Raw genomic sequence first — 26128 nt, 5'->3', positions numbered from 1 at the left:
CATTTTCACAATGTTCTCTTTCGCCTTTTTTATTTACTCACAATCCGAAAATAAGAACGAACCGTCAAGAAATAATAACCAATATAAATGACGCTATACACACCAATACTAATTACTAACGGTACTGCGATCTCATACGGAAGTACTGTCGATAAACCTGTTAGTGCGAATAAACTATGTGAAATTCCAACTACTAAAGGTAGGAAGAAGATAAATCTCATTTGTTTTGCGATTGCCTTTTTCATTTCTTTTTTCGTTACTCCTAATTTGCGAAGAACGATGTAACGTTCACGATCTGCATGAGCTTCTGTTAATTGTTTAAAGTAAATGATAGAACCTGTCGCAAGTAAAAATACTAATCCTAAGAAAATACCACTAAACATAATTAAACCTGATGCTTCAATACCATCTCGGAGGGTAGTATAGAAATCACTGAATTGTTTTTTGTGTTCTGCATCTTCTTCCGGTATTACATTCTTCAATTTTTCTGTTAGCACTTTACTATTTCTTTCATCTTTTACATCAATGTTTTGTACAGTATGAGATCCAACTGTCTTTTTTGCCTGCTCATACACTTCGTCTGGAACGACAACTACAAGTTCATATAAGTTTGTAATATTTCGTGCCTTTACTTCTTTTACCTGTACAGGTGCTACTTCTCCAATTGGAAATATGCCTTTCTTTCCTTTATATACACCAGTATCTTTATTCCCCTCACCGTACATTGCATCAAATGCATACGCTTCTGCCTTCTTTACATCCACGGTTTCTTCCTTTAAATATTTTGCAATTTTATTAAACGCTGACTGTGCGATAAGCTCTGTCGTTCTTGAGTGCAAGGCATCTTTATTTGAAACATCGTCACCAAATTCACCGACTACCTTTACCGTCTCTAACTCATATTGATGAATCACTTCATTCTTTTCTTTTTCCTCTTTTAAAATACCAGATACTTTACGATCCAAATGAGTATCTTTCTTTTCATATGAATAACTAACCGGCTTATATTTTTTCGCTTCCATATATGCGTTATAGTACATGGTTACAGAAGTTCCAACTGCTGTTAATGTTACTGCGCTTAACACTGCAATTGTAGCTAATGATTTTGCATTTCCTCTAATGCGATATAGTAGTTGCGAAGTTGTTACGATATTCATTCCATTATAAAACTTAGATTTTTTATTTCTCACTCTTTTTAGTACAAATACAGTAAAGAACATAAATAATAAATACGTACCAAGTACCGTTGCTAATAAAATAGAAAGAGTCAGTGACATAAAGTTATCGCTATCCACATCTTTCATTTTTGTAACTGATAAAGTGTAACCGATCCCCATTAATAAAATTGAGATAATTGCTACTAGCTTTGAATCCTTCGGCATCTTCTCGCCTTCATTGTCTGCGCGGAATAATTCAATTAGCTTAAAACGATAAATAACGCGATACCCTTTAAAAGATGTATAAAGGATGATCAAGCAAAACATACATGCCGTATCAATAATTGCGCCAATTGGTACTTCAAAATGAACATTTACACCTAATTCCATCATGCTTACTAACAACTGAAGAAATGATTTTGAAAGTAAACTACCAACTACAATTCCGATTACTAATGACAGCAAACCCATTAACATATTTTCATAAAACAGCATTTTGCCTATTTCCTTTTTTCGAATACCTAGTAAAGAGTAAAGACCTATTTCTTTCTTACGCTTTCGTGTGAAAAATCCATTCGAATATATAATAAATATCGCAACAAAAATAATTAGCATAACACTCGCAAGTTGGAATCCGTCACTAACCCGGTCGCCAGCTTCTCCAATTTGTGAATTGTACTGCAATGATTTAAATGTAAAATAAATGACGATACTAAAAATCATAGAAGCAAAGTATATAAAGTAATCTTTAAAATTTCGTTTTATATTCCGAAGGGCAATACTATATAAGCTCACTTATAGCACCTCCAGAAATAGAAGACATAACATCTACAACTTGTTGGAAGAACTGTTTTCGCGTACGCTCCCCGCGATATAACTCTTTATATAATTCTCCATCTTTGATGAATACAACTCGCTTGCAATAACTCGCAGCGAATGCATCGTGCGTTACCATTAAAATTGTTGCACGATCTTTTTCATTTAATGATTTCATACTTTCTAATAAATCTGTCGCTGACTTAGAATCAAGCGCACCAGTTGGCTCATCTCCAAAAATCATACTTGGATTTGTTACAATCGCTCTTGATGCTGCGCAGCGCTGCTTTTGTCCCCCTGATATTTCGTATGGATATTGATTTAAAATGTGATTTATCCCAAATTTCTTCGCAATCGTCTCAACGCGAGATTCTACCTCTTTCGCCTTTACTTTTGATAAAGCGAGTGGCAATGCAATATTTTCTCGCACTGTTAAAGTATCTAATAAATTATAATCTTGGAAAATGAATCCTAAATGATTACGACGGAATAATGCTAATTCATCATCATTCATCTTCACAATATCTTTTCCATCAATTAAAATTTCACCCTTTGATGCTGTATCAATAGTAGAAAGAACATTCAAAAGCGTCGTTTTCCCAGAACCAGACGGCCCCATAATGCCGACAAACTCTCCCTCTGTTACCTGTAAATAAATATCTTTCAGCGCTTCAAATGTATTGCCGCCTGTATTATATATTTTCGAAATCCCTTTCGCTTCTAACATTGTTTTCATCTATTTAAACCTCCTGTTATGATTCTTGCTGTTCCCTTTAAGCAACAGAGTTCAGTATAAATAGATTTTCTTAACAAATAGTCACGAGGTTTCTTAATATTTTCTTAAAAAGAAAAATCCGAAACCATACATAATGATTTCAGATTTCCTATAGTTAAAACATTAAATTACATTTCGAACAAAAAGGAGCGGAATTGCCTCTCCTAATTTTCCCATCACATTTGGGACAATATACATATCGCTCTTCTATCTTTTCTCGTTCTATCATATGTAAGGACACTATTTTCATACTACACATGAATCCAATTAAAATAAGACTAACAATGAGTAGCACCACTCTCGCCTCCCTTCACTAAATTTTACCATAAAATAACAAAACCGATTCCCACATTGAGAATCGGTTTTATACTTACAATCCTAACTTCGCCTTCGCTCCATCAGGAATTTTATCTGGCGTTACTTGTACTTTATCATGTAAAAGCTTCCCTCTTGTAAGCACATACCAGTACGAACCTTTTGGTAATTCATCTACTCCATCAATTGTAACTTCTTTTTCCTTACCATTTTCATCATAAGCTTTCACTTTATATTCACGACCTTTATTTCCACCTAACTCTTTACCATCATTATCAATTACGGCATAATGGTGCTCTATATCAAGAAATGGATTCATTTGATCTAATAACTTACTCCCATTTAATAAATATGCTGCTCCTGCCACAATAACAAGTAATGCTCCAAGTATAAACCTTTTCATCTATATTCCGCCTTTCATTATGCTTTCTTTAAGATGTTTCTAAGTATAGGGCCTATTTCTTAATAAAAACTCGTACTGTTTCTTAACATTTTCTTAAACTAAAAGTGAAATATTAATTAGTAAGCTCAAAAAACTCTTCACGCTTAAATTGACAAAATTACACCTTTAGTGTAATTTTACACTATAAAGAAAAAGGAGATGCATAATGAATAAACAAGAATTTATTGAACTCGTTAATTCAAAACTAAAACTCATCCGTGTTGAAAATAATTTATCACAAGATAAAATGTCAGAAATTATCGGTTTATCAAAGAAAACATTAGTGGAAATTGAAAAAGGCAGACGCACGCTAACATGGTCAGGTGCAGTTTGTGTCGTAACACTCTTCGAACAGTGTGATACAGTCCAAATGACCTTTGGGGATGATGTGAATGAAATTATAAAAACAATCGCTTTTACACATTACAATACGAACTTCCCGAAGACTTTAGGAGGAAAAGTATGGTGGCGACAAATAAAAGAATTGAACGGTTATCAAATACAACAAAATATTTTATCGCAACACTATAGAATTTTAGATAAAGACGACCGCAGAATATGCCACTCGTTCGATTTGGATGAAATGGAACAAAGATTTATGGAAATGGCAAAAACATCTCAATAAAGTGAAACTTTAATCAGTATTTTTTGCTGCCCATAAATAGCAGTATAAAATAAATTACGGAGTGTAATTCAAATGGAAAAACAAACAAATATCACGGTTTTAAATACACTAATCATTAGCACGTTAGTATTCAATCTATTTATTTTCACATCAAGAATGAGCTTTTTACCTTGGTATATTGAAGATGGCTGGGGATATTTAGGATTATTATTTACATCCTTTATTTTCTTACTTTGCTTCTTTCAATCTTCGAAGCTTCATAAAAATGGAAAGTTAACTATACTACAAAAGTTTATTCCACTTGCTTCTGCCATACTTTCAATCTTCGTTCTTATCGCTCCATCAAGTGATTTTATGACTGTATTAGCTAATATAATCAATACAACCATATTAACAATTTATATAACTGTATTTCAGACAACACCTAATGAAAGTAATAAGGAACTATTACATTAAAAGGGGGAGTTATTTTACAAAATAACTCCCCCTTTTATACTACTCTCAATAAGAGTAAACCTTGATCCTATTTACTTACTCATGACCGTACTTCTTCTCTGCTTATACAAATAAGTACCACTCGCAACAACAAAAACAATTCCGCCAAAATACACGCCATATTCTATCGCGATCGCTACAATTCTGTTAATATGTTGTCCGAATAAAGAACCGAGCACAAAGTAAACGAGTGTCCAAACAAATCCTGTCGTATAAGAATACAGAGCATATGTCTTAAATGACATGTTATTCATTCCAACTAAATACGGTACGATATGTCTTACAACTGGTATGAAATAACTTGTAACTAACGCATAATGACCATACTTCTCTATCATTTGTTGAGATTTCAAAAGATATTTCGCCTTTTTCTTTTTCATTAGCTTATCAAGTACTTTCGTACCAAATATTTTCCCTAATATATAACCTAAAGATAGCCCAGATACAACGCCGAAATAGGTTAATAAAAATGCTGGAATGACACTTAATATCCCTAGTGACGAGACAAACCCGCCACTCATTACGATCATTTCGTCTGGAATCGGCATACCGATAATACCTAACCATAAACAGAAAAATAATGCCCAATAACCGTATTGTTCAATATAAGATAATAATTCATGTAATTCCATTATGCATATGCTCTGCTTAGCTCTTTTTTACAGCTAAAGACGTACGCTGGCGGGAAATTGAGCCACACTTTCTCTAGCGTAATTTCAGGAAAGAAATGCTGTATAAATCCTTTTTTCACAAGTGAATATTGAAATGTAATAAATTCACCGTTCTCATGTATCGCTTCCATTACATTGTTTAAGATAAGCTTTGAAACTTCTTCTGGTAAAGATGTAAAAGGTAATCCAGATAAGACGTAATCAACGCATTCTATATTGAACTCTTCCTTATACTTCTTTATATTTTCAGCTGAACCTTGTACGACAATGACGTTCTGTTCATCTTTAAACTTTCTCTTTAACTCTTTGTAAAACACTTCATTAATTTCAATAAGAAGAAATATTGTCTCCTTTTTCTTTCTCTTCATAATTTCTTTCGTAAAGACCCCTGTGCCAGGTCCTAACTCTACGATGCACTTTGCCTTATTAAAATCAATTACATCTACCATTTTCTTTGCTAATATTTTTGAACTTGGCGCAATTGCACCAGTATGTTTCGGATGTTTTATAAATTCATGTAAGAATGTTATGAGCTGCATGTAAACCTCTCCCCATTCGTTCAATAGTTTTTAACTTGTTTCTAAGTATAACTATCGTTTCTTAACAAAAATTGAGGAGATTTCTTAAGATTTTATGAAGAATGAAACATTTCATATTCTCTATATAAATACCTCTTTTATATTTATTAATTTGGTATAATGGATATAAAAAGAATTTTTATGAAAGGTACCATCACTACGTCTATTTTCATACAACATTTACAGAATTTAATTCGTAAATCATCTTTCATCCCTATCCAATATATGTAATTCTTTTCGTGTGAGCGAAAAAATTCAAATAATAAGAAATTTATATTTTATAGAAACACATGTAGATCTAATTAATATGTAATATTTCAAAACTATTTAAAAGGAGAAGCTAATGAATAATTCCATCGACCTACAGCACTTATGTGATCTTGTACATAGAACGTTTCATGTTCCTGTTCAATTTCTATCTACTGATAAAAAAATTGTATATGAATCTACTGCTCATACGATTGGTAGTCCGTTTTATTCTTCTAAAGAAGAACATCTTAATGAAATTTATCAAGAAAACGCTCCTTGTAATTTTCCAATTTTCAAAGGGAATAAGTATCTTGAGAATTTCATTAGCATCCATATAACAACTCATGAACATATAAAAGGAACGATTATAATCGGCCCGACTACCTATCCAAAAGTATCAGATGAAATGGCGATTAAGCTTATGAAATATTTCAACTGTAATAATACAATGCAACAAGGAGTAGACTACTATCAATTTCTACCCGAGATTAAAAAAAGCACGCTAATTGATATAAGTATTTGGTTACATTACGTAATTTTCAATGAAAAATTAGATAGAGATATTGTCTGGAAAGAGAATAAATTACTCGAAGATGTTTCTTATAAAATTGTAAATCCTGATTTATATATTTCAAAACGTCGCCGCCATGATCCGCAAAATTATGACATATCATTGGAACGTAAATTTTTTTCAGCCATTAAAGAAGGCAATAAAGAAAAGGTCATACAATATGCGTATTCATATCCACAAGAAGATGCAGCAATTTCATCTAAAGGAGATCAACTTAGAAACCAAAAAAATAATGGTATTATCGCCATTACGCTAGCTATTCGATATGCGATAGACGGTAATCTTCCATCACATATTGCTTTTTCACTCGGTACTTTATATATACAAACGATTGAAAAATTAGATAACATGTATTCTGTAAATAGGTTAATTGAAGATGCATTATGTACTTTTGCAGAACGTGTGAAGGAATATAGTAATCAAGCATATTCTAATTCGATTACTACGTGCCTCAATCATATTCACAAACATATTTACGATGAAATATCTCTTAATGATCTTGCTAATCTCTTACATATTTCCCCTACTTATTTATCAAAACTGTTTAAAAAAGAAGTGGGAATTCCTTTAATTGAATACATCCAAAGAGAGCGAGTAGAAGAAGCTAAAAAGTTATTAACATTAACGACTTATCCATTATCAGATATTTGTACCTGGCTTAATTTTAATGATCAAAGTTATTTCACAAGAGTCTTCAAAAAAATCACTAGTATGACTCCAAGACAATATCGTGAAAATCATACTGTGATATAGAAACGGTTTCTTAATAGAAGGTGAAATAGTTATCTTACTAGCTCACCTTCTTCAAATCCAGTTATTTCTCCCTCCTCCAAATTCCCTTTAATAAAGTTTTAATCTCATTCAAAAAAGTACAAGAATGACAAATAATTACTATAAATACATTAATGAATTTGATAATTTTTTAGTACTAAGCAAATTCGGCTTCCAATCATACATACTTGCTTCGTTCTATCACACAAGGTACTTCCATAGTAATTAACCTTCCTATATAGAAAATATATTGTTAGGAGAATAGAAAGCATGAGTAGTACAAAAATATCAAAATCGACTGACATGAAAGAATCGCGAAAAGTATCACCATATGATGATAGAGACAGAATTGAAGATACTTTATTACGCTCTTACATTTCAGAAAAAGAAATATTGATTACTTATTATAAAAATGGTTATTTCCCTACAAGTTATATGAATGTAATTGAATTAAATCCTTTAAAGCGTTCTTTAGTATGTATAGATGCCTTTGACCGAAAACATACTTTTAGTTTCATCGACATAATCGATGCGCGGTAGTATTTAGAACGAAAAAAAGCCATTCACCTCATAAAAAAATAGGCAAATGGCTTTCTTATTTTCACTTACTATTTCGCACTCACAATCTTATAATAAGAACGAACTGTTAGGAAGTAATATCCGATATAAATGACGCCATATACTCCGATACTAATTAGGAGCGGAATCATAATTTCAAATGGTAGTAAGTTCGCTAAACCTTTTAGTGCAAATAAGCTGTGCAGGATTCCGATTACTAACGGAATCGCAAAGATAAAGCTTACTTGTTTTGCGATAGCTTTTTTCATCTCTTGTTTCGTTACACCGACTTTACGAAGTACAACGTAACGTTCACGGTCAGCATTTGCTTCCGTTAATTGCTTGAAGTAAATGATAGAGCCTGTTGCTAGTAAGAACACAAGTCCTAAGAACATTCCAATAAACATCATTAATCCTGTTCCTTCAAGCCCCATCTGGAAACCAGTATAGAAATCTCTAAACGGTGGGACCATTTCTGATTCACCAGCTGGCATCACTTTTGTTAATTTTTCTGTTAACACTTTACTATCTTTTTCATCTTTTACATCAATATTTTTTACAACGCGTGTTCCAAATACTTGCTTCGCTTGCTCATACATTTCATCTGAAACGACAACAACTAATTCACCTAAATTTGTAATTGCAACGTCATTTGCACCTTGGATTTTTAATTGCTTCGTTTCGTTTCCAATTTGGAATACTGCCTTGTTTCCTTTATATTGTGGACTAAACTCATGCCCTTCAATATACGAACTATCATATACAAATGCTTCGCCAGTAGCTATATTCACTGGTTCTACATCATATTTTTTCGCCAGTTTATTAAATTCAGACTGAGACATGAACTGATATTTCTCTGAAATCGTATAGTTCATATTCAGAATGAAATCAACTTTATTTCCTTCAAACTTCCCTTTTACAGGAACTGTCTCAATTTCAAATTGATCTTTAATTGGATGATTTTGCTTCTCTTCTGCAAAAATCGCATTCACTTTCTTATCAAGCTCTGCATCTTTTTTCTCATAAGAATAGCTATATGGTGCAACTGCTTTTGATTGTGTAAATGTGTTGTAATACATCGTAACTGACGTACCAACAGCTGTTAATGTTACCGCACTTAAAATAGAAATTGTCGCAAGTGATTTTGCATTTCCTTTAATACGGTATAGTAACTGTGACGTTGTTACCATATTCATACCGTTATAAAACGATGATTTATTATTTCTTGCACGCTTTAGTACGAATACTGTAAAGAACATAAATAGTAAGTACGTACCTAATACTGTCGCAAGTAAAATGTAAAGTGCAACTACCATAAAGTCTGCATACTTAAGTGCCTTCACGTACATTAATGCTAAGAAATAACCTGAACCGATTAAGAAAACTGAAATTAATGCCATAATAACTGATCCTTTTGGCATTGCTTCTCCTTCGCGTTCTGCCCTGAAAAGTTCAATTAGCTTAAATCGATAAATTAAACGATATCCTTGAAGTGATGTATACAAAATAATCACAAAGAAAATAAGTGCTGTATCAACAATTGCAGCCATCGGTACTTCAAAATGAACATTTAAGTTTAATCCCATCATGCTTACTAGCAGTTCAAGGAATAGTTTCGAAAGGACACTACCAATCGCAATACCGATAATTAAAGACATTAATCCCATTAACATATTTTCATAAAACAGCATTTTACCAATCTGTCTTTTACGAATACCTAATAAGGAATATAGTCCAACTTCTTTTTTACGCTTCCTTGTAAAGAAACCGTTTGAATATATAATGAACACCGCTACGAAAATAATTAGCATGACACTTGAAACTTGGAACGCACCACTAATTTTTTTTGAACCTTCCGCGGCTTTTTCCATTTGTGAATTATACTGCAACGCCTTAAATGTAAAATAAATGACGATGCTAAAGATCATAGATGCAAAATATACAAAGTAGTCTTTAAAGTTCCGCTGTATGTTGCGGAGGGCAATGCTAGATAAGGTCATCAGCCATACCTCCGGAAATAGAAGACATTACGTCAACGACTTTTTGGAAGAACTGTTTACGTGTTGATTCACCGCGGTGCAATTCTTTATATAACTCACCATCTTTAATGAAAATAACTCGTTTACAGTAACTCGCCGCAAATGCATCATGCGTTACCATTAAAATGGTAGAGTTATCATATTCATTTAACGACTTCATACTTTCTAATAAATCTGTCGCTGATTTAGAATCAAGCGCTCCAGTCGGCTCATCTCCGAAAATCATACTTGGATTCGTAACGATCGCACGTGATGCTGCGCAGCGCTGCTTTTGTCCACCCGACACTTGATATGGGAACTGACTTAAAATATGATCAATACCGAATTTCTTTGAGATTTCAAGAACACGGCGATCAATCTCACTCGCTTTCACCTTTGATAACGCAAGAGGTAAAGCAATATTTTCTTTCACTGTTAACGTATCTAATAAATTATAATCTTGGAAAATGAATCCTAAATGATCGCGGCGGAATAACGCTAGCTTATCATCATTCATCTTCACGATATCTTTTCCATCAATTAAAATTTCACCGTTCGTCGCATTATCAATTGTAGAAAGAACGTTTAGTAAAGTCGTCTTACCCGAACCAGAAGGTCCCATAATTCCAACGAACTCACCTTCTTTTACTTGTAAGTTAATACCTTTTAACGCTGCAAATTTATTACCACCCGTGTCATACACTTTTTCAATATTTTTTGCTTCTAACACTGTTTTCATCTCGACATCCCTCATTTCTTCTATTCTCTATTTTCAACTATATACACTCTCTACTTTTGCCACTATCGATGTTTCTTACACAAACATGACAGTTATGTAAGGACGGTAAGCAGAGAAATCAAAATTTAACCTACTGAACGAAAGTACTTTGTTACTATAACATTGGGATATCATGCCATCCATTCATTCTCCTTACAGGAACATTACAATTTTGTAAGGTAAAAAATGTACCCTACAAAGTTGTGCATGAAATGTCGGATGGAGCTATTTTGTTCCTGCTATTCTATTTAACAAGGAGGTCATCGTATGGATTCACTTAAAAACATGAATGCGGCAATGCAGTATATTGAAAACAACCTAACAAATGAAATTGATTTTAAAGAAGTCGCAAAAATAGCTTTCTGCTCTGAATATCATTTCAAAAGAATGTTTTCTTTTCTAGCTGGCATATCACTATCAGAATATATTCGCTGTAGACGTCTTACTCTTGCTGCTTTTGAACTAAAAAATAGCGATGAAAAAGTCATTGATGTCGCTATAAAATATGGATACAACTCACCAGATTCTTTTGCACGTGCTTTTCAAAACTTGCACGGCATAACACCTTCAGAGGCCCGAAATAGTAGTCATTCTTTGAAAGCTTATTCACCAATGACCTTCCAGTTATCGATTCAAGGAGGAAATGAAATGAATTATCGAATTGAAGAAAAAGAACCATTTCGAATTATTGGTATTACAAAACGCGTACCAATTGTATTTAACGGTGTAAATGCAGAAATTGCTTCTATGTGGAAAAGTTTAAATCCAGAGTCCATTCAAATGTTAAAGTCACTTTCAAACATGGAACCGAATGGAATCATTAGTGCTTCTACTAATTTTTCTGAAGGAAGAATGGAGGAAAAGGGAGAACTCGATCACTACATTGGAGTAGCCACAACGAAAGATTGTCCAGAGCAATTCGCTCAACTTGAAGTCGCAGCTTCAACGTGGGCTATCTTTGAAGCTGTCGGTCCATTTCCTGAAACATTACAAAATGTATGGGGACGTATTTATTCCGAATGGTTTCCTTCCTCAAACTATGAACTAGCAAAAGGACCTGAAATATTGTGGAATGAACAGAAAGATATATCCTCTCCAAACTTTAAAAGTGAAATTTGGATACCGGTTTTGAAGAAATAAAGTGAAACTTTAATCAGTGGGGGTTTTGTCCATCCCCCACCTAACTCCTCCGCATTCGCCGAATTTTGAGGTGGGAGTCTTACTGCCCAGCGAATAGCGGGGTAAAAAATAAAGCTGCTTTTCCTTAGATGGAAAAGCAGCTTTTATTTACATTTTTAGTTCTTTTTTATAGGCGACATAAGAATATACCATCGTACCAACAACCAATATAACAACAACACTTAACAAGCAAATCATTTTCCACATTCCCGGTAGAAATGAAGAAATTATAATTACAATGCCACCAATCATCATAATCTTTGATCCTAATCTATGTGTTTTTCTCCACACTTCTTCACTACTTAACGTCCATGGTGTTTTAATACCTATGAAGAAATTTGGTTTACATTGTTGCATATAATTACCGAGTACAACAAAGAGGATACCGACCATTATGTTCACCACAATTCCAATTGGAATGTTGTATCCTAAAGCATTTGCTAGTGTCATCATATTAATAGTAAATAAGAAAAACAAAATTGCTCCATTGATTCTTCCAAGTGCTTTAGGAAATTTTTTATAGTTCTCGTACCTCGGATCTATCTTAGGCAATACGGTCACTAATGCATATATAAAAACCATAATTGCAACATCAAAAATCATCATTCCCATTTTTGACATATGTCCATTTACCTCACCTGCAAGATTCCAATGGCTTGGAACCTCTCCCGGTAAATGCGGCCATGCGATGCACCATGCAAGAATCGTTAAAGCAATTAATAGTAACGGAAATATATGCTTTTTCATTTCCCCTCTTCCCCCTTATTCGTAAATGTAAACACCCAAGTCAATAAATCTTGAAATACAGTTGTGTTTAAAGAGTACATAACGAATTGCCCCTTTTTTTCATCTTGAATAAGTTCAGCATTTTTAAGTGCGTTTAAGTGGTGTGAAATACTTGGCTTTGTCATATTGAAATGTTCAGCAATTTCCCCAGCGGTTAAATCACCTTCTTTTAATAAATCTAAAATTTTTCGCCTTGTTGGGTCTGCTAATGCTTTAAATGCTTGATTCAATGTCTTTCTTCCCTTCACTAATTAGACATTTAGATATTTATCTAAATGTTAAAATGATTTTAGTTAATTGTCAATTATCTATACGCCCTTTTTACTTTTCTCACTTTTGACCTATACTGTTTACTAGCTTATCTTTCAACATAATGAAAAGACTTGAAACACATGATACACTATAGCTACAATTGTTTTTTAGGAGGAATATACATATGTATAAAATTTTAATCGTTGAAGACGATCCAAATATTTCATCATTACTACAATCTCACATTCAAAAATACGGCTATGAAGCTGTTGTTGCAGAGAACTTCGATGATATTATGGAATCGTTTAACGCAGTGAAACCACATCTTGTTTTACTTGATGTAAACTTACCGAAATTCGATGGATTCTACTGGTGCCGTCAAATTCGCCATGAATCTACTTGCCCAATTATTTTCATTTCAGCACGTGCTGGTGAGATGGAACAAATTATGGCGATTGAAAGCGGTGCGGATGATTATATTACAAAACCGTTCCACTACGACGTTGTAATGGCGAAAATTAAAGGACAATTACGCCGTATTTACGGTGATTATGCGCCAAATATTTCTGAACGTATCGTTGAAGTAGAAGGACTAAAATTATTCCCAGAGCGTCCAGAAATTCATTTCGGAGCTGAGCAAGTTCTTTTAACGAAAAAAGAGGCGATTTTAGCAGAAATGTTATTATCTAAATTCCCTCGTACAGCGAGCCGTGAAGATTTACTAGCTGCCCTATGGGATGACGAAAGCTTCGTTGAAGAAAATACATTAAACGTAAACATTACGCGTCTTCGTAAAAAGTTCAATGAGCTTGGTATTGAAAATGCTATTGAAACAGTACGTGGACTTGGGTATCGTTTTAACGCAACTTGGAGTGAATAAGCATGAAGCTATTTTTACGTGATCATTTTGCATTTTTTTTACTATACGTATTAAACTTCGGTATCATCTTCGTTCTTTATGATGCAGTAGATGGATTTCAAAATAATAAATTTTACTTCGTCGTTTTAAGTTTATACTTATTTATTTGTTTCCTCGCTTATCGTTACGTTCGAAATCGTAGAATGTACCATAGATTAAGTGAGCAACCAGAGAAAATGGAAGATGCGTTTATTGAAAGAGCAACTGCGCCGATGCCTCACGGTGTAAATGAACTCGTGCGTACACAGTACCGTCTCTTCCAAAAAGAACTACAATCGTATGAAGTAAAACAACAAGAACATCAATTATTCATTAACCACTGGGTACATCAAATGAAGACACCTGTATCCGTTATGCAACTTATGGTACTCGAAATGGAAGATGAACATTTAATTCCGAAATTCAAAAAAGAATTAGAACGATTAAATCAAGGACTCGATATGGCTTTATATATGGCAAGGCTAAATAACTTCCATGAAGATTTCCATGTTGAGACGATTTCATTAAAAGATGCGGTAACAAAAAATATTAACGGATTAAAAGAACTATTCATTCGAAACGGGGTCTTCCCTGTTTTAGAAGTTCATTCTGATTTAAAAGTTGCTTCTGATGCGAAATGGCTAAAGTTCATCATTTATCAGTTAATGACAAATGCAGTTCGTTACTCTGGTGAACGCGGAAAGAAAGTATTCTTATCTGCTTACCGAAACGGCAAAGATATTATTTTAGAAGTTCGTGATGAAGGTGTTGGTATTCCGCAAGAAGATATTCGAAGAGTATTTGAACCGTTTTACACTGGGAAAAACGGTCGCGCATTCGGAGAATCTACTGGTATGGGACTTTATATTGTAAGTAAAATTTGTGATTATTTAGGTCACTCTGTCAAACTAGACTCTGAAGTTGGTAAAGGAACGACGATTAAAATCATCTTCCACAATGCTGCAAATAATCAAGCAGAACATGTGGAGAAGGTGACTGAAGCATGATCGGTACATATGCTAGCAAAATGTATGAGAACGCACTCTCATACATTTTTTGCAATAAAACTACATATTTGCCTTCTAGCGGGAGGTACATATTATGACATTTTGGCAGTTTGCCTTTAAAAATGTAACACGCAACTCGAGAGCTTATTTTGCTTACTTTTTAAGTAGTTCCTTTTCCATTGCTGTTTTCTTTTCGTTTGCTGTCTACTTATTCCATCCAAAATTACAAAACTTCAATATGGGCTCTGATATTTCAGGATTGATGATATTTTCAGAAGTAGTAATTGTTTTCTTTTCTTTCTTCTTTTTACTATATTCCATCGGTACCTTTTTAAAAGTTCGAAAAAAGCAATTCGGCGTTTTAACCGTTTTAGGAATATCGAGAAAACAATTACATCGTCTCGTTTTTATGGAAAATATGTTAATTGGGATTTTATCTATCTTTTTCGGCATGCAGTTTGGACTTGTCTTTTCACAATTTTTCTTATTAGTAACAGCAAAAATTACGCACGTGCCAGGAATATATTTATACTTACCTATTAACGCGTTTATTTTAACGACCATCGTTTTCCTTAGTCTTTTTATCATTGTATCTACATTCACACCAATGCTTATCCGTACAAAAAAAACGGTACAACTTTTAAAAACAAATGGCGGAAAACAAAAAGAAAAAAAACCGTCCATACTCGTTTCCTTATTTGGTGCGATTTGTTTATTAGGTGGTTATGCTTTAGCTGGAAATCCTAAATATTTCGTATCAGTAAGTCCGCAAATTGGTTATATATATATGCTTTCGAGTATTTTCATTATCCCAACACTTGTTACAATCGGTACATATTTTTTCTTTTCACAAATTAGTTTTTTACTTATTTACATTTTAAAAACGAGAAGAAAGTTTTATATGAAACGGGTTAATATGCTTTGGATTTCTGATTTAGCAAGCCGTATTCGAACGAATATTAATATGCTTTTTATTGTAGCAATGCTCTCTACAATTGCTTTCACAATGATTACATTCCTATATGGATTCGGGAAATTTATTAAGTTAGAGGTTAATAGAACTTCTCCTTTCCCAATTTCTTATTTTTCCTATGATGCGAATCCTTTTGTTACAGAGCATTTAAATTGGCTTGAACACCAGTTACAAAAAGAGCATTTTCCTTATAAAAAAATCAAAACTGATATATATAAAACAACACTAAAAGAAGATACAGATGTAGCTATTTATAATGACGTATACGCAATTAAGCAAAGTGACTATAACAAACTTGCGAGTTCTTTACGAATGAAACAACTATTTATGGATAATAACGAAGCATACGTGTTAACGGGGACATCTTATGTCACTATATTCAACGAGTTTGAGCAAAGATACAAAAGAGATTACATTACACTATCTAGTACAAATACAAAATTACGAGTAAAAGGCTATGAGCCTGGAAATGCAATTCCATCTGACTTTTCATATCAAACGGTAGTTTTGCCTGATATTCAAGTAAATAACTTCCCCAACACGGTAAAGCATATATCAGCATACAATTACAAAATTCAAAACTGGGAACAAACATATAAAATTGCTGATGATTTTATAGACAAAGTGCAAAAAGATCTAAATAATTCCCAGTATGAAGGACCTCTTATTCAATTCTTTGAATCAGCGGGGGCGTTATACAAAATAACATCTGGTAGTGCTGCATTCTTCCTAATCGGGACATTTTTAGGAGTTATTTTCTTCATTGGAGCTGGTAGCGTTCTTTACTTTAGAATGTATACAGATTTGACGAATGAACAAGAGAAGTATATAACAATTTCTAAAATCGGTGTGACAGATACAGAAATGAAACGATCTGCAACCATTCAGCTTAGTATTTTATTTTTCGTTCCTTACATTATGGCATCTATTCATACAATGTTTGCAACGAAAATGCTACAAGATGTAATTGGTTTATCTTTGTTTAAAGAAGTATCAGCCGTTCTTATTATTTTCGGATTCGTTGAAATCGTATTTTTCTTATTCATCCGTTCACTTTACATGCAAAAATTATCACAGTATACGAATGGACAAATTATTTAAGACAAACAAGATGAAAAGAGTATTTCTGATACTCTTTTCATCTTCACCCTACTAGGAGGTTCAGGTGAATGACATTTTGGCAGTTTGCATTTAAAAACGTGACCCGGAACGCCAGAGCTTATTTCGCCTATTTTGTAAGTAGTGCGTTTTCCATTGCAATTTTTTTCTCATTTGCAGTTTATTTATTTCATCCTAAATTGCATATGACAGGCGTGAATGCTGCTCTAAACATATTAATGACAATTTCAGAAGTTGTCATTGTATTCTTTTCGTTTTTCTTTTTACTCTATTCAATCGGTACTTTCTTAAAAGTACGAAAAAAGCAATTTGGGATTTTAACGGTACTTGGCATATCTCAAAAGCAATTAAAGAGACTCATATTTCTAGAAAACATGCTAATTGGTGTTCTTTCCATCTTTTTCGGTATTCAACTTGGACTCGTCTTCTCGCAGTTCTTTTTATTAGTTACCGCAAAAATTACGCATGTACCTGGTTTATATTTATATTGGCCAACGGGTGCCATTATTTTAACGATGATCATCTTTCTTGGACTCTTCATTCTCGTCTCATCTTTTACACCGATGCTCATTCGGACGAGAAAGGCTGTACGTCTTTTAAAAGAAGGAACAAAACAAAAAGAAAGAAAAGCGTCCGTGCTCATCTCTCTATTTGGTGCGACATGTTTAATATCTGGGTACGTACTAGCAGCAAATCCGCTATATTTCATGTCGCTTGGCGACGTAGTTGGGCTTTTGTACGCCGCCACCAGTATATTTTTCATTCCGTCACTTGTTGCAGCCGGAACATACTTTTTCTTTTCACAAATTAGTTTTTTACTCATTCGTATATTAAAAACACGAAGAACATTTTATATGAAGCGCACGAATATGCTTTGGATTTCTGATTTAGCAGCGCGCATTCGGACAAATATTAACATGCTCTTTATTGTAGCGATGCTATCAACACTTGCTTTTACCATGATTACATTCTTATACGGTTTTGGGAAATTCACAAAATTTGATGCATTAAGGGAAAATCCTTTTCCTTTTACATATTTATCACATACTGAAAATACGTTAGCAGATGAACATTTGAATTGGTTAAAACAAAAGTTTAACGAAGATCAATTTGCTTATACACAATTCAAAACGGATATATATGAAGTATCTTCGGCGGAAGAAAAACCGCAACTCTATTATGCAATTAAACAAAGTGACTATAATATACTTGCTAAAGCATTACACTGGGAAAATCTCCACGTGAAGAATAATGAATCCTATGTTCTTATTAAAGATTTAGATAATCAAGTTTTTGAGACACTTCATGATCAAAAAACGAGAAATACTCTTACGCTAAACCAAAATTCTTTACAGTTACATATAAAAGAATATAAAAGTTATAACCCATTCCCAAATAGTTTAATATCACAATTACTCGTATTATCTGATGAAAATGTAGAGGCATTATCATCCGTTTCAAAGCAGATGAGTGTATATAGCTTTAAAGTTAAAGACTGGGAAAAAGCGAATCACATCGGCTCGGTATTCATAGACAAAATTAATACCGACGGGAACAACATTCAAGTAGATCACAAGCCTTTCCATGCAAGTGAAGCAAGCGATTCTCTATACACCACAAAACAAAATGTCGCTTCGTTCTTCTTAATTGGTACTTTCTTAGGTGTTATTTTCTTTATTGGTGCTGGCAGTGTTCTTTATTTCAGGATGTATACAGATTTAACAAATGAGCAAGAAAAGTATGTAACGATTACAAAAATCGGTTTAACAGAAGCTGAGATGAAACGATCTGCTACAATTCAACTTGCGATTCTTTTCTTTGTCCCATACATTATGGCATCGATTCATACGATGTTTGCGACAAAGATGCTACAAGAAGTTTTACATCTCTCGTTCTTCGCTGAGATTACAGTCGTACTTATGATTTTTGGAACAGTTGAAATGTTATTTTTCCTTTTAATTCGTTCCTTCTATATGCAAAAATTATCACAACATATTAAGTTTTAAAGGATAGAAAGGTGATTACTATGGAAGAAGTTTTACACATAAAAAACGTCTCAAAAGTGTATGAAGGAAAAGTCCCTCACACTGCTTTAAAAAATATAAATTTACATGTAGATAAAGGTGAATTTGTTGCTATCATGGGACCATCTGGTAGTGGTAAATCTACATTTTTAAACGTTATCTCTACAATTGATTCACCTACTTCTGGTGATGTCGTGATTAACGGAAAAAAACCGCACACATTTCGTAGAGAGAAGTTAGCTATTTTCCGCCGACAAGAGTTAGGATTTGTTTTCCAAAACTTTAACCTACTAGATACACTAACAATCGGTGAAAATATCGTACTACCTTTAACATTAGATAATGTTCCATTAAAAGAAATGGACGAAAAGCTTGATAACATTTCAAAAAAGCTTGGCATTGATCATATTTTGGACAAACGTATTTTTGAAGTTTCTGGCGGACAAGCACAGCGTACCGCAGTAGCTCGTGCTGTTATTCATCATCCGTCACTTCTACTTGCCGATGAACCGACAGGAAACTTAGATTCAAAAGCGGCAATTGACGTAATGGAACTATTTACGAAATTGAATAAAGAAGAAGAGGCAACAATTTTAATGGTTACGCACGATCCATTCGCGGCAAGTTATTGTAACCGCGTCATTTTCATTAAAGATGGCGAGCTTTACAACGAACTACACCGCGGGCTATATCGCGAGAAGTTTTATCAAGAAATATTAGATGTTTTAGCATTATTAGGAGGAAGACGTAGATGACATTTTGGCAATTTGCATTTAAAAATGTCTCGCGTAATTCTAAAGCATATTTCGCTTATTTTGTAAGTAGTGCTTTTTCTATCATGGTTTTCTTTTCCTTTACCGTATATGCGTATCATCCGCGCTTACAAAATGTACAAAACTTTCAAGAACGTGATCCTCTAATGAACTTAGCTAGTACAGCACAGCTTGTTATCGTTATGTTCTCGTTCTTCTTTCTCTTATATTCAATTGGAACATTTTTAAACGTACGGAAGCAGCAGTTTGGGATACTCACGATTCTCGGTATTTCACAGAGACAATTAAAAAGACTGTTATTTACTGAAAACATGATCATCGGGATATTATCTATCTTTATCGGTATCCAAGGTGGTCTTGTATTTTCTAACTTTTTCTTATTAGTCACTTCGAAATTAACAAGTGCGAAAGGCCTCTATTTATATTGGCCGACGGAAGCGATTATTGTCACAACTGTAACATTTATCATTTTATTTTTAATCGTTTCTACGTTTACACCGATGTTTATTCGTACTCGTAAAACAGTCCACCTTATAAAAGGGAACAAGAAAGTGACAGCCGAAAAAAGGCCGTCTATACTCATCTCTTTATTTGCTTTAATTTGTTTAGGGCTATGTTATTATATCGCTGGTTATCCGCAAGGCTACGTAACAGAAGAAAATGTGCAAAATGGATCTGTCTTCTTTATTATATTATCTATTTTGCCGCTCGTAGTAGTCGGAACATATTTATTCTTTTCACAAACATTTCTTCTTTTTATCTATATTTTAAAGAAGCGTAGAAAGTTTTATTTGAAACAAATAAATATGTTATGGATTTCAGACTTAGTCGCTCGTACCCGTAGTAATATTAATGTACTCTTTATCGTTTCTATGTTATCTGCACTTGCATTTACAATTATTATCGGGTTATTCGCTGCTAATAATAGTACGAAGGCATCCATACTAGAACGATATCCTATTCCCTTCACATATACATCTGAAGGTGAGAATCCACTTGAACAAAAGCATATTAATACCATTGAAACTGAGCTTACAAATGCTAATTTTCAATACGCGAAATACAAGTTTACTGTTGTAAAAGACACAGCTTTAAAAGAATCAATTGTAATTATGAAAATGAGTGATTATAACGCAATTGCCAAACAATTAAATAGACCCACAGTTACACTTGATTCTACAGAAGTTTACATTATTTCTCGCTATGCACCAGAGCTATTAAATCTTGTATCAAACCCATTCGCTAAACAAAATACAATTACACTTGGCTCTAATAAAAAAGAATTTCATATTAAAGGTTTTATTAATAAAGGAATAGAACCCTCATTTGCATTGCCTCATCTCATTGTTATGCAAGATAATGCAATTGAAAATATGGTTCCTCATATTGAGACAATTACGATTTATAACTACTTCGTGGAAAATTGGGAAAATGCAATTATCCCGACCAAAAATATATTAAACATATTAGATCAAGATGCAAATAATTTGTATGAAGCACATAAGGGTGAAGAAGGTTTTCTCAAGCCGTTTTATATTCACACCGCTACCGACGAACTCATTCACAATAAAGAAAGTGCAGTTGCTCACTTTTTTATTTGGGCATTTCTTGGCTTTATCTTCTTTATCGGTGCGGCTAGTGTTTTATATTTCCGTATGTATAATGACTTAACAACTGAGCGACAAAAGTATATTACGATTACAAAACTCGGCTTAACAGAATCAGAAATGTTTCGCTCTGCAACGATTCAATTAGGAATTTTATTTTTCGTTCCTTACATCGTTGCTGGTGTTCACACGTTATTTGCGGTTAAGTTTTTACAAAGCATGTTTGCTTTCCCGTTACTAAAAGAGTTATTGATTATACTTACCTTTTTCGGGATTATCGAGATCATTTTCTTCTTCTTAATCCGCTCTCTGTACATTAATAAATTATCACAGCATATTAAAGTATGAATAAAATAGCCTTGTGCAATATGCACAAGGCTATTTTCAATAGTTTTTAAATAATTAGCAGCAATATCCACCATAGCCGCCAGCATAACCGCCGTAACCACCATAACCACAAGAACCGCCACCGCCGAAGCAGCTAGCACCGATGATGATTAATAAAATAAACAATACGATTAGAAGCGCAAAACCGCCGCCGCACCCATTTCTGCGGTTACAATCATCATGTCTGTGTTCACACTTTTCGCTCATTACTCTATTCCTCCTTTAGTATCATTCATAACAAGTTCACCTTGCTCTAAATGAGGGGATTCCATTTATAGTATGTTTTCAGGGCGAATAGGAAGCTTGGCTTACCTAAAAACGGGCTTGTTTTGAGAAATGGGCTTCATCAAAAAAAGATACCAATTAAGGTATCTTCTAAATAAACGTATTTAATAAAAGCGCAAAGCCAAATGCAATAAATGATAACAATGTCTCGAGTACCGTCCACGTCTTAAACGTTTCCTTCACCGTTAATCCTAAATACTCTTTTACAAGCCAGAATCCTGCATCATTTACGTGAGAAAACATTAATGATCCTGCACCCGTTGCAATAACGAGCAATTCTAAATTTACACCAGACATGTGCTGAATAACTGGTGAAACAATCCCTGCTGCTGTCGTTAATGCTACTGTCGCTGAACCTGTTGCAATTCGAATTAATCCAGCTACCATGAAAGCTAATACAATTGGTGATAACGATATATGTTCTGCCATTTGTGCAATCGCCGTTCCAACGCCGCTTTCAATTAATATTTGTTTAAATCCACCGCCTGCACCGATAATTAAAATAATGGAACCGACCGGTAATAAACTTTCATCCGTTAATTTTTTAATGACCTTTTTATTAATTCCTTGTCTGATTCCAAGTAAATAAAATGCTGCGAAACATGAAATAAGTAAAGCAATTACTGGACTTCCTATAAATACAAAAAATTCAGTTATCTTTTTCGGTAATGAAATATATGGTGCCACTACTGATAAAATCATCAATACAACTGGTAATAAAATTATAAAAAATGAAACTTTACGACTCGGCAAATCAGTTGATACAGTCGTAACTCGAACAAGCTCCGGTTCATTTTCAGGTATAACTCTTTTATGTACCCACTTTGCAAATATCGGTCCTGCGATAATGGCTGTTGGTAACGCGATAATTAATGAATATAAAAGTACCTTTCCTAAGTTCGCGTTATAAATACCGATTGCTGTCATCGCCCCTGGATGTGGTGGCACGAGCCCATGTACAATCGATAGTCCCGCAATAACAGGTAAAGCAATTAATAAAATATTTTGCTTCGTCGTTTTTCGAATTGAAATAACAAGTGGTAATAAAATGACGATCCCAACTTCGAAAAACACTGGAATCCCTATAACAAATCCTGCAAATAACATAGCCCACGGTAGTTTCTTCACCCCGAAAAATCGAATAAAGAAATCTGCCACTTGCATGCCGGCCCCTGAATCGGACATCATTTTCCCTAAAATGGTTCCGAGAGCCAAAATACCAACTAAATGCCCTAGTACACTACCAACACCAGTTTCATAGGCAGTCACTATTTTCGTTAAATTCAGTCCAGACATGATAGCTAAAAATAAACTCGCAACTGTTAAACTAATAAATGCATGCCATTTCCACCATGATACCCCTAAAATAACAATTGCGATCGCAAGTAACGTGACGATTAATAAGTATATATCCATCTCTCATTCCCCTTATTTTTACCCCGTATTTGTGGATAGTAACACCTAATTGATGCGGGATGAATCCAATTAAAGTTTCACTTTATAAAAAAAGAGGGACAATCCCCTCTTTTTATACGTCATAATTCACTACATAATGCTGCATTTCTGTATTGTAGTAGCCTTCGCTATATTCAATTACTTCGCCAACTTCATCGTAAGAATAGCGCATACGTTTTAATAACGCTGTCCCCTCTTTTTCACCTAACGCTTCTGCAACGAAATTAGGCGCAAGTCCAACAGCGAATTCATCTCTGAAGTTTTCTAAATGTATACCTCTGTCCTCGACTAAATCGTAAAGTGATTGCAAGTCAAAGTCCGATAAATCTGTACTTGCCATGTGTGCTGAGAAATAGTGCGTATAATGAATATACGGCGCATCATTTAACGCATATAAACGTTCAATACGGAAACTCTCCTTACCGAATAATCGAAACGGCACGGTTCCTTCTTCATTATGAACGATTTCTGCTTTTAGCAATTTCTTCTGTACTTTATATCCTTCTTCCACTAACACTTCTGTAAATTTCTTACCCTTTGACAACTTTGTCGCAGAAGTATTACGGATGACTTTCGTTCCTTTACCGCTTTTCTTTTCCAAATATCCTTCTTGAGCAAGTTCTTTAATCGCATTACGCACTGTAATTTTACTTACTTTGAACTCTTCTTCTAACTGCGGTTCGGAAGGAATATTTGTATGAATCGCATATACACCATGCAATATTCGATCACGAATAATATTTTTTATTTGTAAATATAATGGTCCCTTTTTTCTCGTTACGTTCACCGTTACACCCACTACCTTTCTACATCACCTACTGATGCCGTCATTGCCCGAAGTATATCCTTCTCTGATGACATTGGCGTATCACCGACGATTGTATGTGCAAGCATTCCAGCTGCTGACGCAAATGAAACAGCTTTCTCTGGTGCAAACTCTTCTATCTCGCCATGAATAATCCCGCTCGTATAAGCATCTCCAGCACCTATTCTATCATATACAGAAAACGTAAGTGTTTTTGCAAAAGTGAACGCACCATCTTTACATATAAACCCTCGAAGCGAGTGTGTATTATCATTATTAATAGAGCGATGTGTACCAGCAATTGTAGCGATATGATATGTTTCAGCCACTTTCGGAATAAGATCAACAAGTTGCGCCTCTCGCTCCGTCTCTTCTGTTTGCATACCAAGAACGAACATTGCATCTTTTTCATTCATCATAACGATATCAGCAAGAGATAGCATTTCTTCATAATGCGGTTTCGCCTGCTCATATCCATCTTCTCCCCAAAGCGATGGACGATAATTGCAATCAAAAACGACAGTGCCTCCGTTTTCTTTAACTGCTTTCGCTAAAGATTTCATATGATGGCGCACCGTATCATTCATCGCAAGTGTAATCCCGCAAAAATGAACGATATCAATTTCCTTGGCGATTTCTTCAAACTGGTACATCTCTTCAGACGCCGTATTGAAGCTACTTTCTAATCGATTTGAATATGTAACGCGGCTTGCACGTGCACCAAATCCATTTTCTAAAAAGTACATGCCGACATATTTACCAGCTCTTGAAATAAACGGCGCCCGAATGCCTAACTTTTGAATATGAGATATCGCAGCATCTCCAACCGAGTTCTCTGGTAAAGTTGAAATAAGAAACCCTTCATGCCCGAGATGAGAAAGTGCCGCTGCAACGTTCACACCTGTACCAGAAAATGAGTAGTTTAATGTGTTAGCTTGCGACAACAATTCATATCCGGGTACTTGCAAGCGCATCATTACTTCGCCGAATGCCGCAATTTTCTTACGCATATTGATCAACTAACTTCTTCACTACCGCTAATAATTCACGAACATCTTCTGTTTTCGTATTACCAGTTTCTTTATCAATAATAGAAGAGTACACGTGCGGGATAACTTGCTCTACGTTTGCTTCAAGCGCAATACGTACAATTGTTTCGAAGTTTTCTTTATCAATTCCGCCCGTTGGTTCTAATGCAAATCCTTCTTCCGCACATGCTGTCGCAACTGCGCGATATTCTTCTTCATGAGCTAAACCTTTCATTGGGAAGTATTTCAATGAATTTCCGCCCATATCACGTACAAGTGCGATCGCTGTTTTAATTGGAACGATTGCTTTTTCTTCTCCAGCTGCACTAATTGGACCAGTAGAAATATTTACGTACCCTACTTTTCCTGTTGGTGATACTAAACTATTAATCCAGCTATCTTTTCCGCCAAGATTTGCACGTGTCGCTCCAACTGAAGGGAACACTTGGTTAATATGACTACCAGGATAATGCTTCGCAATTTCAGCTACAACTGCTGCTTGGCGATTATCTCCTGCTCCTAGTCCGATTGATACCGCGTCATCAATTTCTTTTCCGTATGCTTTCATCGCTGTAACTGCTTCTTCTACTGTTGGGTAGTCTTTTGATAGCACTCCCACTACTACATAACCTTCTGCTGCTTCAAAAATATCTTTCGCATTTCGGATATTGTTCGCTAATACATTTAATGCTACACGGCCTTTATAAAAACGTTTTTGAATGTTTGTCATT

Annotated in this window: 26 protein-coding genes; 11 read left to right on the top strand and 15 right to left on the bottom strand. The window is 34.4% G+C overall.

Features of this window, described 5'->3' with window-relative positions; translation table 11 throughout:
• Positions 1-29 precede the first annotated feature (29 nt).
• The 4 genes from FOT98_RS11350 to FOT98_RS11335 form a co-directional block, all read right to left on the bottom strand.
• Positions 30-1952 carry an ABC transporter permease gene (locus FOT98_RS11350; protein WP_063259518.1) on the bottom strand — a complete coding sequence of 641 codons (1923 nt, stop codon included), beginning with the start codon at positions 1950-1952 and terminating at the stop codon, positions 30-32.
• Entirely contained in the window at positions 1939-2709 is a 771-nt protein-coding gene (locus FOT98_RS11345; RefSeq protein WP_144291062.1) for an ABC transporter ATP-binding protein, read from the bottom strand. The genes FOT98_RS11350 and FOT98_RS11345 overlap by 14 nt, the downstream gene beginning before the upstream one ends.
• Before the next feature lie 154 nt (positions 2710-2863).
• Complete coding sequence (locus FOT98_RS11340) at positions 2864-3043, bottom strand: hypothetical protein (protein ID WP_080467438.1); 180 nt, start codon at positions 3041-3043, stop codon at positions 2864-2866.
• 75 nt (positions 3044-3118) lie between these two features.
• Positions 3119-3466, bottom strand: coding sequence for a YxeA family protein (locus FOT98_RS11335; protein WP_063259516.1), 348 nt, complete (start codon positions 3464-3466; stop codon positions 3119-3121).
• Between the two features lie 205 nt (positions 3467-3671).
• Here FOT98_RS11335 and FOT98_RS11330 point away from each other — a divergent pair, with 205 nt between their 5' ends.
• Together FOT98_RS11330 and FOT98_RS11325 are read left to right on the top strand one after the other, a co-directional pair.
• Positions 3672-4130, top strand: a complete 459-nt coding sequence (locus FOT98_RS11330) for a helix-turn-helix transcriptional regulator (RefSeq protein ID WP_063259515.1) — start codon at positions 3672-3674, stop codon at positions 4128-4130.
• Positions 4131-4202: 72 nt separating this feature from the next.
• Positions 4203-4586, top strand: coding sequence for a hypothetical protein (locus FOT98_RS11325; protein ID WP_063259514.1), 384 nt, complete (start codon positions 4203-4205; stop codon positions 4584-4586).
• Between the two features lie 71 nt (positions 4587-4657).
• Here the strand turns inward: FOT98_RS11325 and FOT98_RS11320 are convergent, their stop codons facing one another.
• Together FOT98_RS11320 and FOT98_RS11315 are read right to left on the bottom strand one after the other, a co-directional pair.
• Positions 4658-5257 carry a DedA family protein gene (locus tag FOT98_RS11320; protein WP_063259513.1) on the bottom strand — a complete coding sequence of 200 codons (600 nt, stop codon included), beginning with the start codon at positions 5255-5257 and terminating at the stop codon, positions 4658-4660.
• Positions 5257-5835 (bottom strand): class I SAM-dependent methyltransferase, encoded by a 579-nt coding sequence (locus FOT98_RS11315; RefSeq protein ID WP_063259512.1) that lies wholly within the window; start codon positions 5833-5835, stop codon positions 5257-5259. The genes FOT98_RS11320 and FOT98_RS11315 overlap by 1 nt, the downstream gene beginning before the upstream one ends.
• A 382-nt stretch (positions 5836-6217) precedes the next feature.
• On the opposite strand from FOT98_RS11315, the gene FOT98_RS11310 reads away from it, so the two are divergent.
• Positions 6218-7447: a helix-turn-helix domain-containing protein gene (locus FOT98_RS11310; protein WP_063259511.1), complete on the top strand. Its 1230-nt coding sequence runs from the start codon at positions 6218-6220 to the stop codon at positions 7445-7447.
• Positions 7448-7735: 288 nt separating this feature from the next.
• Positions 7736-8005: a YolD-like family protein gene (locus FOT98_RS11305; protein ID WP_063259510.1), complete on the top strand. Its 270-nt coding sequence runs from the start codon at positions 7736-7738 to the stop codon at positions 8003-8005.
• Positions 8006-8073: 68 nt separating this feature from the next.
• Here FOT98_RS11305 and FOT98_RS11300 read toward each other — a convergent pair whose 3' ends face one another.
• Positions 8074-10023, bottom strand: a complete 1950-nt coding sequence (locus FOT98_RS11300; protein ID WP_063259509.1) for an ABC transporter permease — start codon at positions 10021-10023, stop codon at positions 8074-8076.
• Positions 10010-10780: an ABC transporter ATP-binding protein gene (locus FOT98_RS11295; protein ID WP_000859656.1), complete on the bottom strand. Its 771-nt coding sequence runs from the start codon at positions 10778-10780 to the stop codon at positions 10010-10012. The genes FOT98_RS11300 and FOT98_RS11295 overlap by 14 nt, the downstream gene beginning before the upstream one ends.
• 306 nt (positions 10781-11086) lie before the next feature.
• Between FOT98_RS11295 and FOT98_RS11290 the strand changes: the two genes are divergently transcribed.
• Positions 11087-11959 (top strand): AraC family transcriptional regulator, encoded by an 873-nt coding sequence (locus FOT98_RS11290; protein WP_063259508.1) that lies wholly within the window; start codon positions 11087-11089, stop codon positions 11957-11959.
• 147 nt (positions 11960-12106) lie between these two features.
• Here the strand turns inward: FOT98_RS11290 and FOT98_RS11285 are convergent, their stop codons facing one another.
• Positions 12107-12745 (bottom strand): SdpI family protein, encoded by a 639-nt coding sequence (locus tag FOT98_RS11285; RefSeq protein WP_063259507.1) that lies wholly within the window; start codon positions 12743-12745, stop codon positions 12107-12109.
• A complete protein-coding gene (locus FOT98_RS11280; RefSeq protein WP_001070523.1) occupies positions 12742-13014 on the bottom strand; it encodes an autorepressor SdpR family transcription factor in 273 nt (90 codons plus the stop codon). The genes FOT98_RS11285 and FOT98_RS11280 overlap by 4 nt, the downstream gene beginning before the upstream one ends.
• 206 nt (positions 13015-13220) lie before the next feature.
• Here FOT98_RS11280 and FOT98_RS11275 point away from each other — a divergent pair, with 206 nt between their 5' ends.
• From FOT98_RS11275 to FOT98_RS11250, 6 genes are all read left to right on the top strand, one after another.
• On the top strand, positions 13221-13916 hold the full coding sequence (locus FOT98_RS11275; RefSeq protein WP_000276736.1) for a response regulator transcription factor: 696 nt from the start codon (positions 13221-13223) through the stop codon (positions 13914-13916).
• A 2-nt stretch (positions 13917-13918) separates the two neighbouring features.
• A complete protein-coding gene (locus FOT98_RS11270; protein WP_063259506.1) occupies positions 13919-14941 on the top strand; it encodes a sensor histidine kinase in 1023 nt (340 codons plus the stop codon).
• A gap of 94 nt (positions 14942-15035) precedes the next feature.
• Entirely contained in the window at positions 15036-17015 is a 1980-nt protein-coding gene (locus tag FOT98_RS11265; protein WP_063259505.1) for an ABC transporter permease, read from the top strand.
• A gap of 68 nt (positions 17016-17083) precedes the next feature.
• A complete protein-coding gene (locus tag FOT98_RS11260) occupies positions 17084-19039 on the top strand; it encodes an ABC transporter permease (RefSeq protein ID WP_063259504.1) in 1956 nt (651 codons plus the stop codon).
• Positions 19040-19059: 20 nt separating this feature from the next.
• Positions 19060-19812, top strand: coding sequence for an ABC transporter ATP-binding protein (locus FOT98_RS11255; RefSeq protein ID WP_063259503.1), 753 nt, complete (start codon positions 19060-19062; stop codon positions 19810-19812).
• Positions 19809-21785 (top strand): FtsX-like permease family protein, encoded by a 1977-nt coding sequence (locus FOT98_RS11250; protein ID WP_063259502.1) that lies wholly within the window; start codon positions 19809-19811, stop codon positions 21783-21785. Before FOT98_RS11255 ends, FOT98_RS11250 begins: the two co-directional genes overlap by 4 nt.
• Before the next feature lie 54 nt (positions 21786-21839).
• Here the strand turns inward: FOT98_RS11250 and FOT98_RS11245 are convergent, their stop codons facing one another.
• From FOT98_RS11245 to dagF, 5 genes are all read right to left on the bottom strand, one after another.
• Entirely contained in the window at positions 21840-22031 is a 192-nt protein-coding gene (locus FOT98_RS11245) for a YjcZ family sporulation protein (RefSeq protein ID WP_001290406.1), read from the bottom strand.
• Positions 22032-22199: 168 nt separating this feature from the next.
• On the bottom strand, positions 22200-23525 hold the full coding sequence (gene gntP / locus FOT98_RS11240) for a gluconate permease GntP (protein ID WP_063259501.1): 1326 nt from the start codon (positions 23523-23525) through the stop codon (positions 22200-22202).
• A 112-nt stretch (positions 23526-23637) separates the two neighbouring features.
• A complete protein-coding gene (locus tag FOT98_RS11235) occupies positions 23638-24363 on the bottom strand; it encodes a GntR family transcriptional regulator (RefSeq protein ID WP_061677598.1) in 726 nt (241 codons plus the stop codon).
• Positions 24363-25379, bottom strand: coding sequence for a sugar kinase (locus FOT98_RS11230; RefSeq protein WP_063259500.1), 1017 nt, complete (start codon positions 25377-25379; stop codon positions 24363-24365). Before FOT98_RS11230 ends, FOT98_RS11235 begins: the two co-directional genes overlap by 1 nt.
• Positions 25372-26127 carry a 2-dehydro-3-deoxy-phosphogluconate aldolase gene (dagF, locus tag FOT98_RS11225; protein WP_063259499.1) on the bottom strand — a complete coding sequence of 252 codons (756 nt, stop codon included), beginning with the start codon at positions 26125-26127 and terminating at the stop codon, positions 25372-25374. The genes FOT98_RS11230 and dagF overlap by 8 nt, the downstream gene beginning before the upstream one ends.
• Position 26128: the final 1 nt, after the last annotated feature.

The organism is Bacillus sp. HY001 (assembly GCF_007558965.1).
GTDB lineage: Bacteria > Bacillota > Bacilli > Bacillales > Bacillaceae_G > Bacillus_A > Bacillus_A mobilis.
This window is presented reverse-complemented; position numbering and strand designations above follow the sequence as displayed.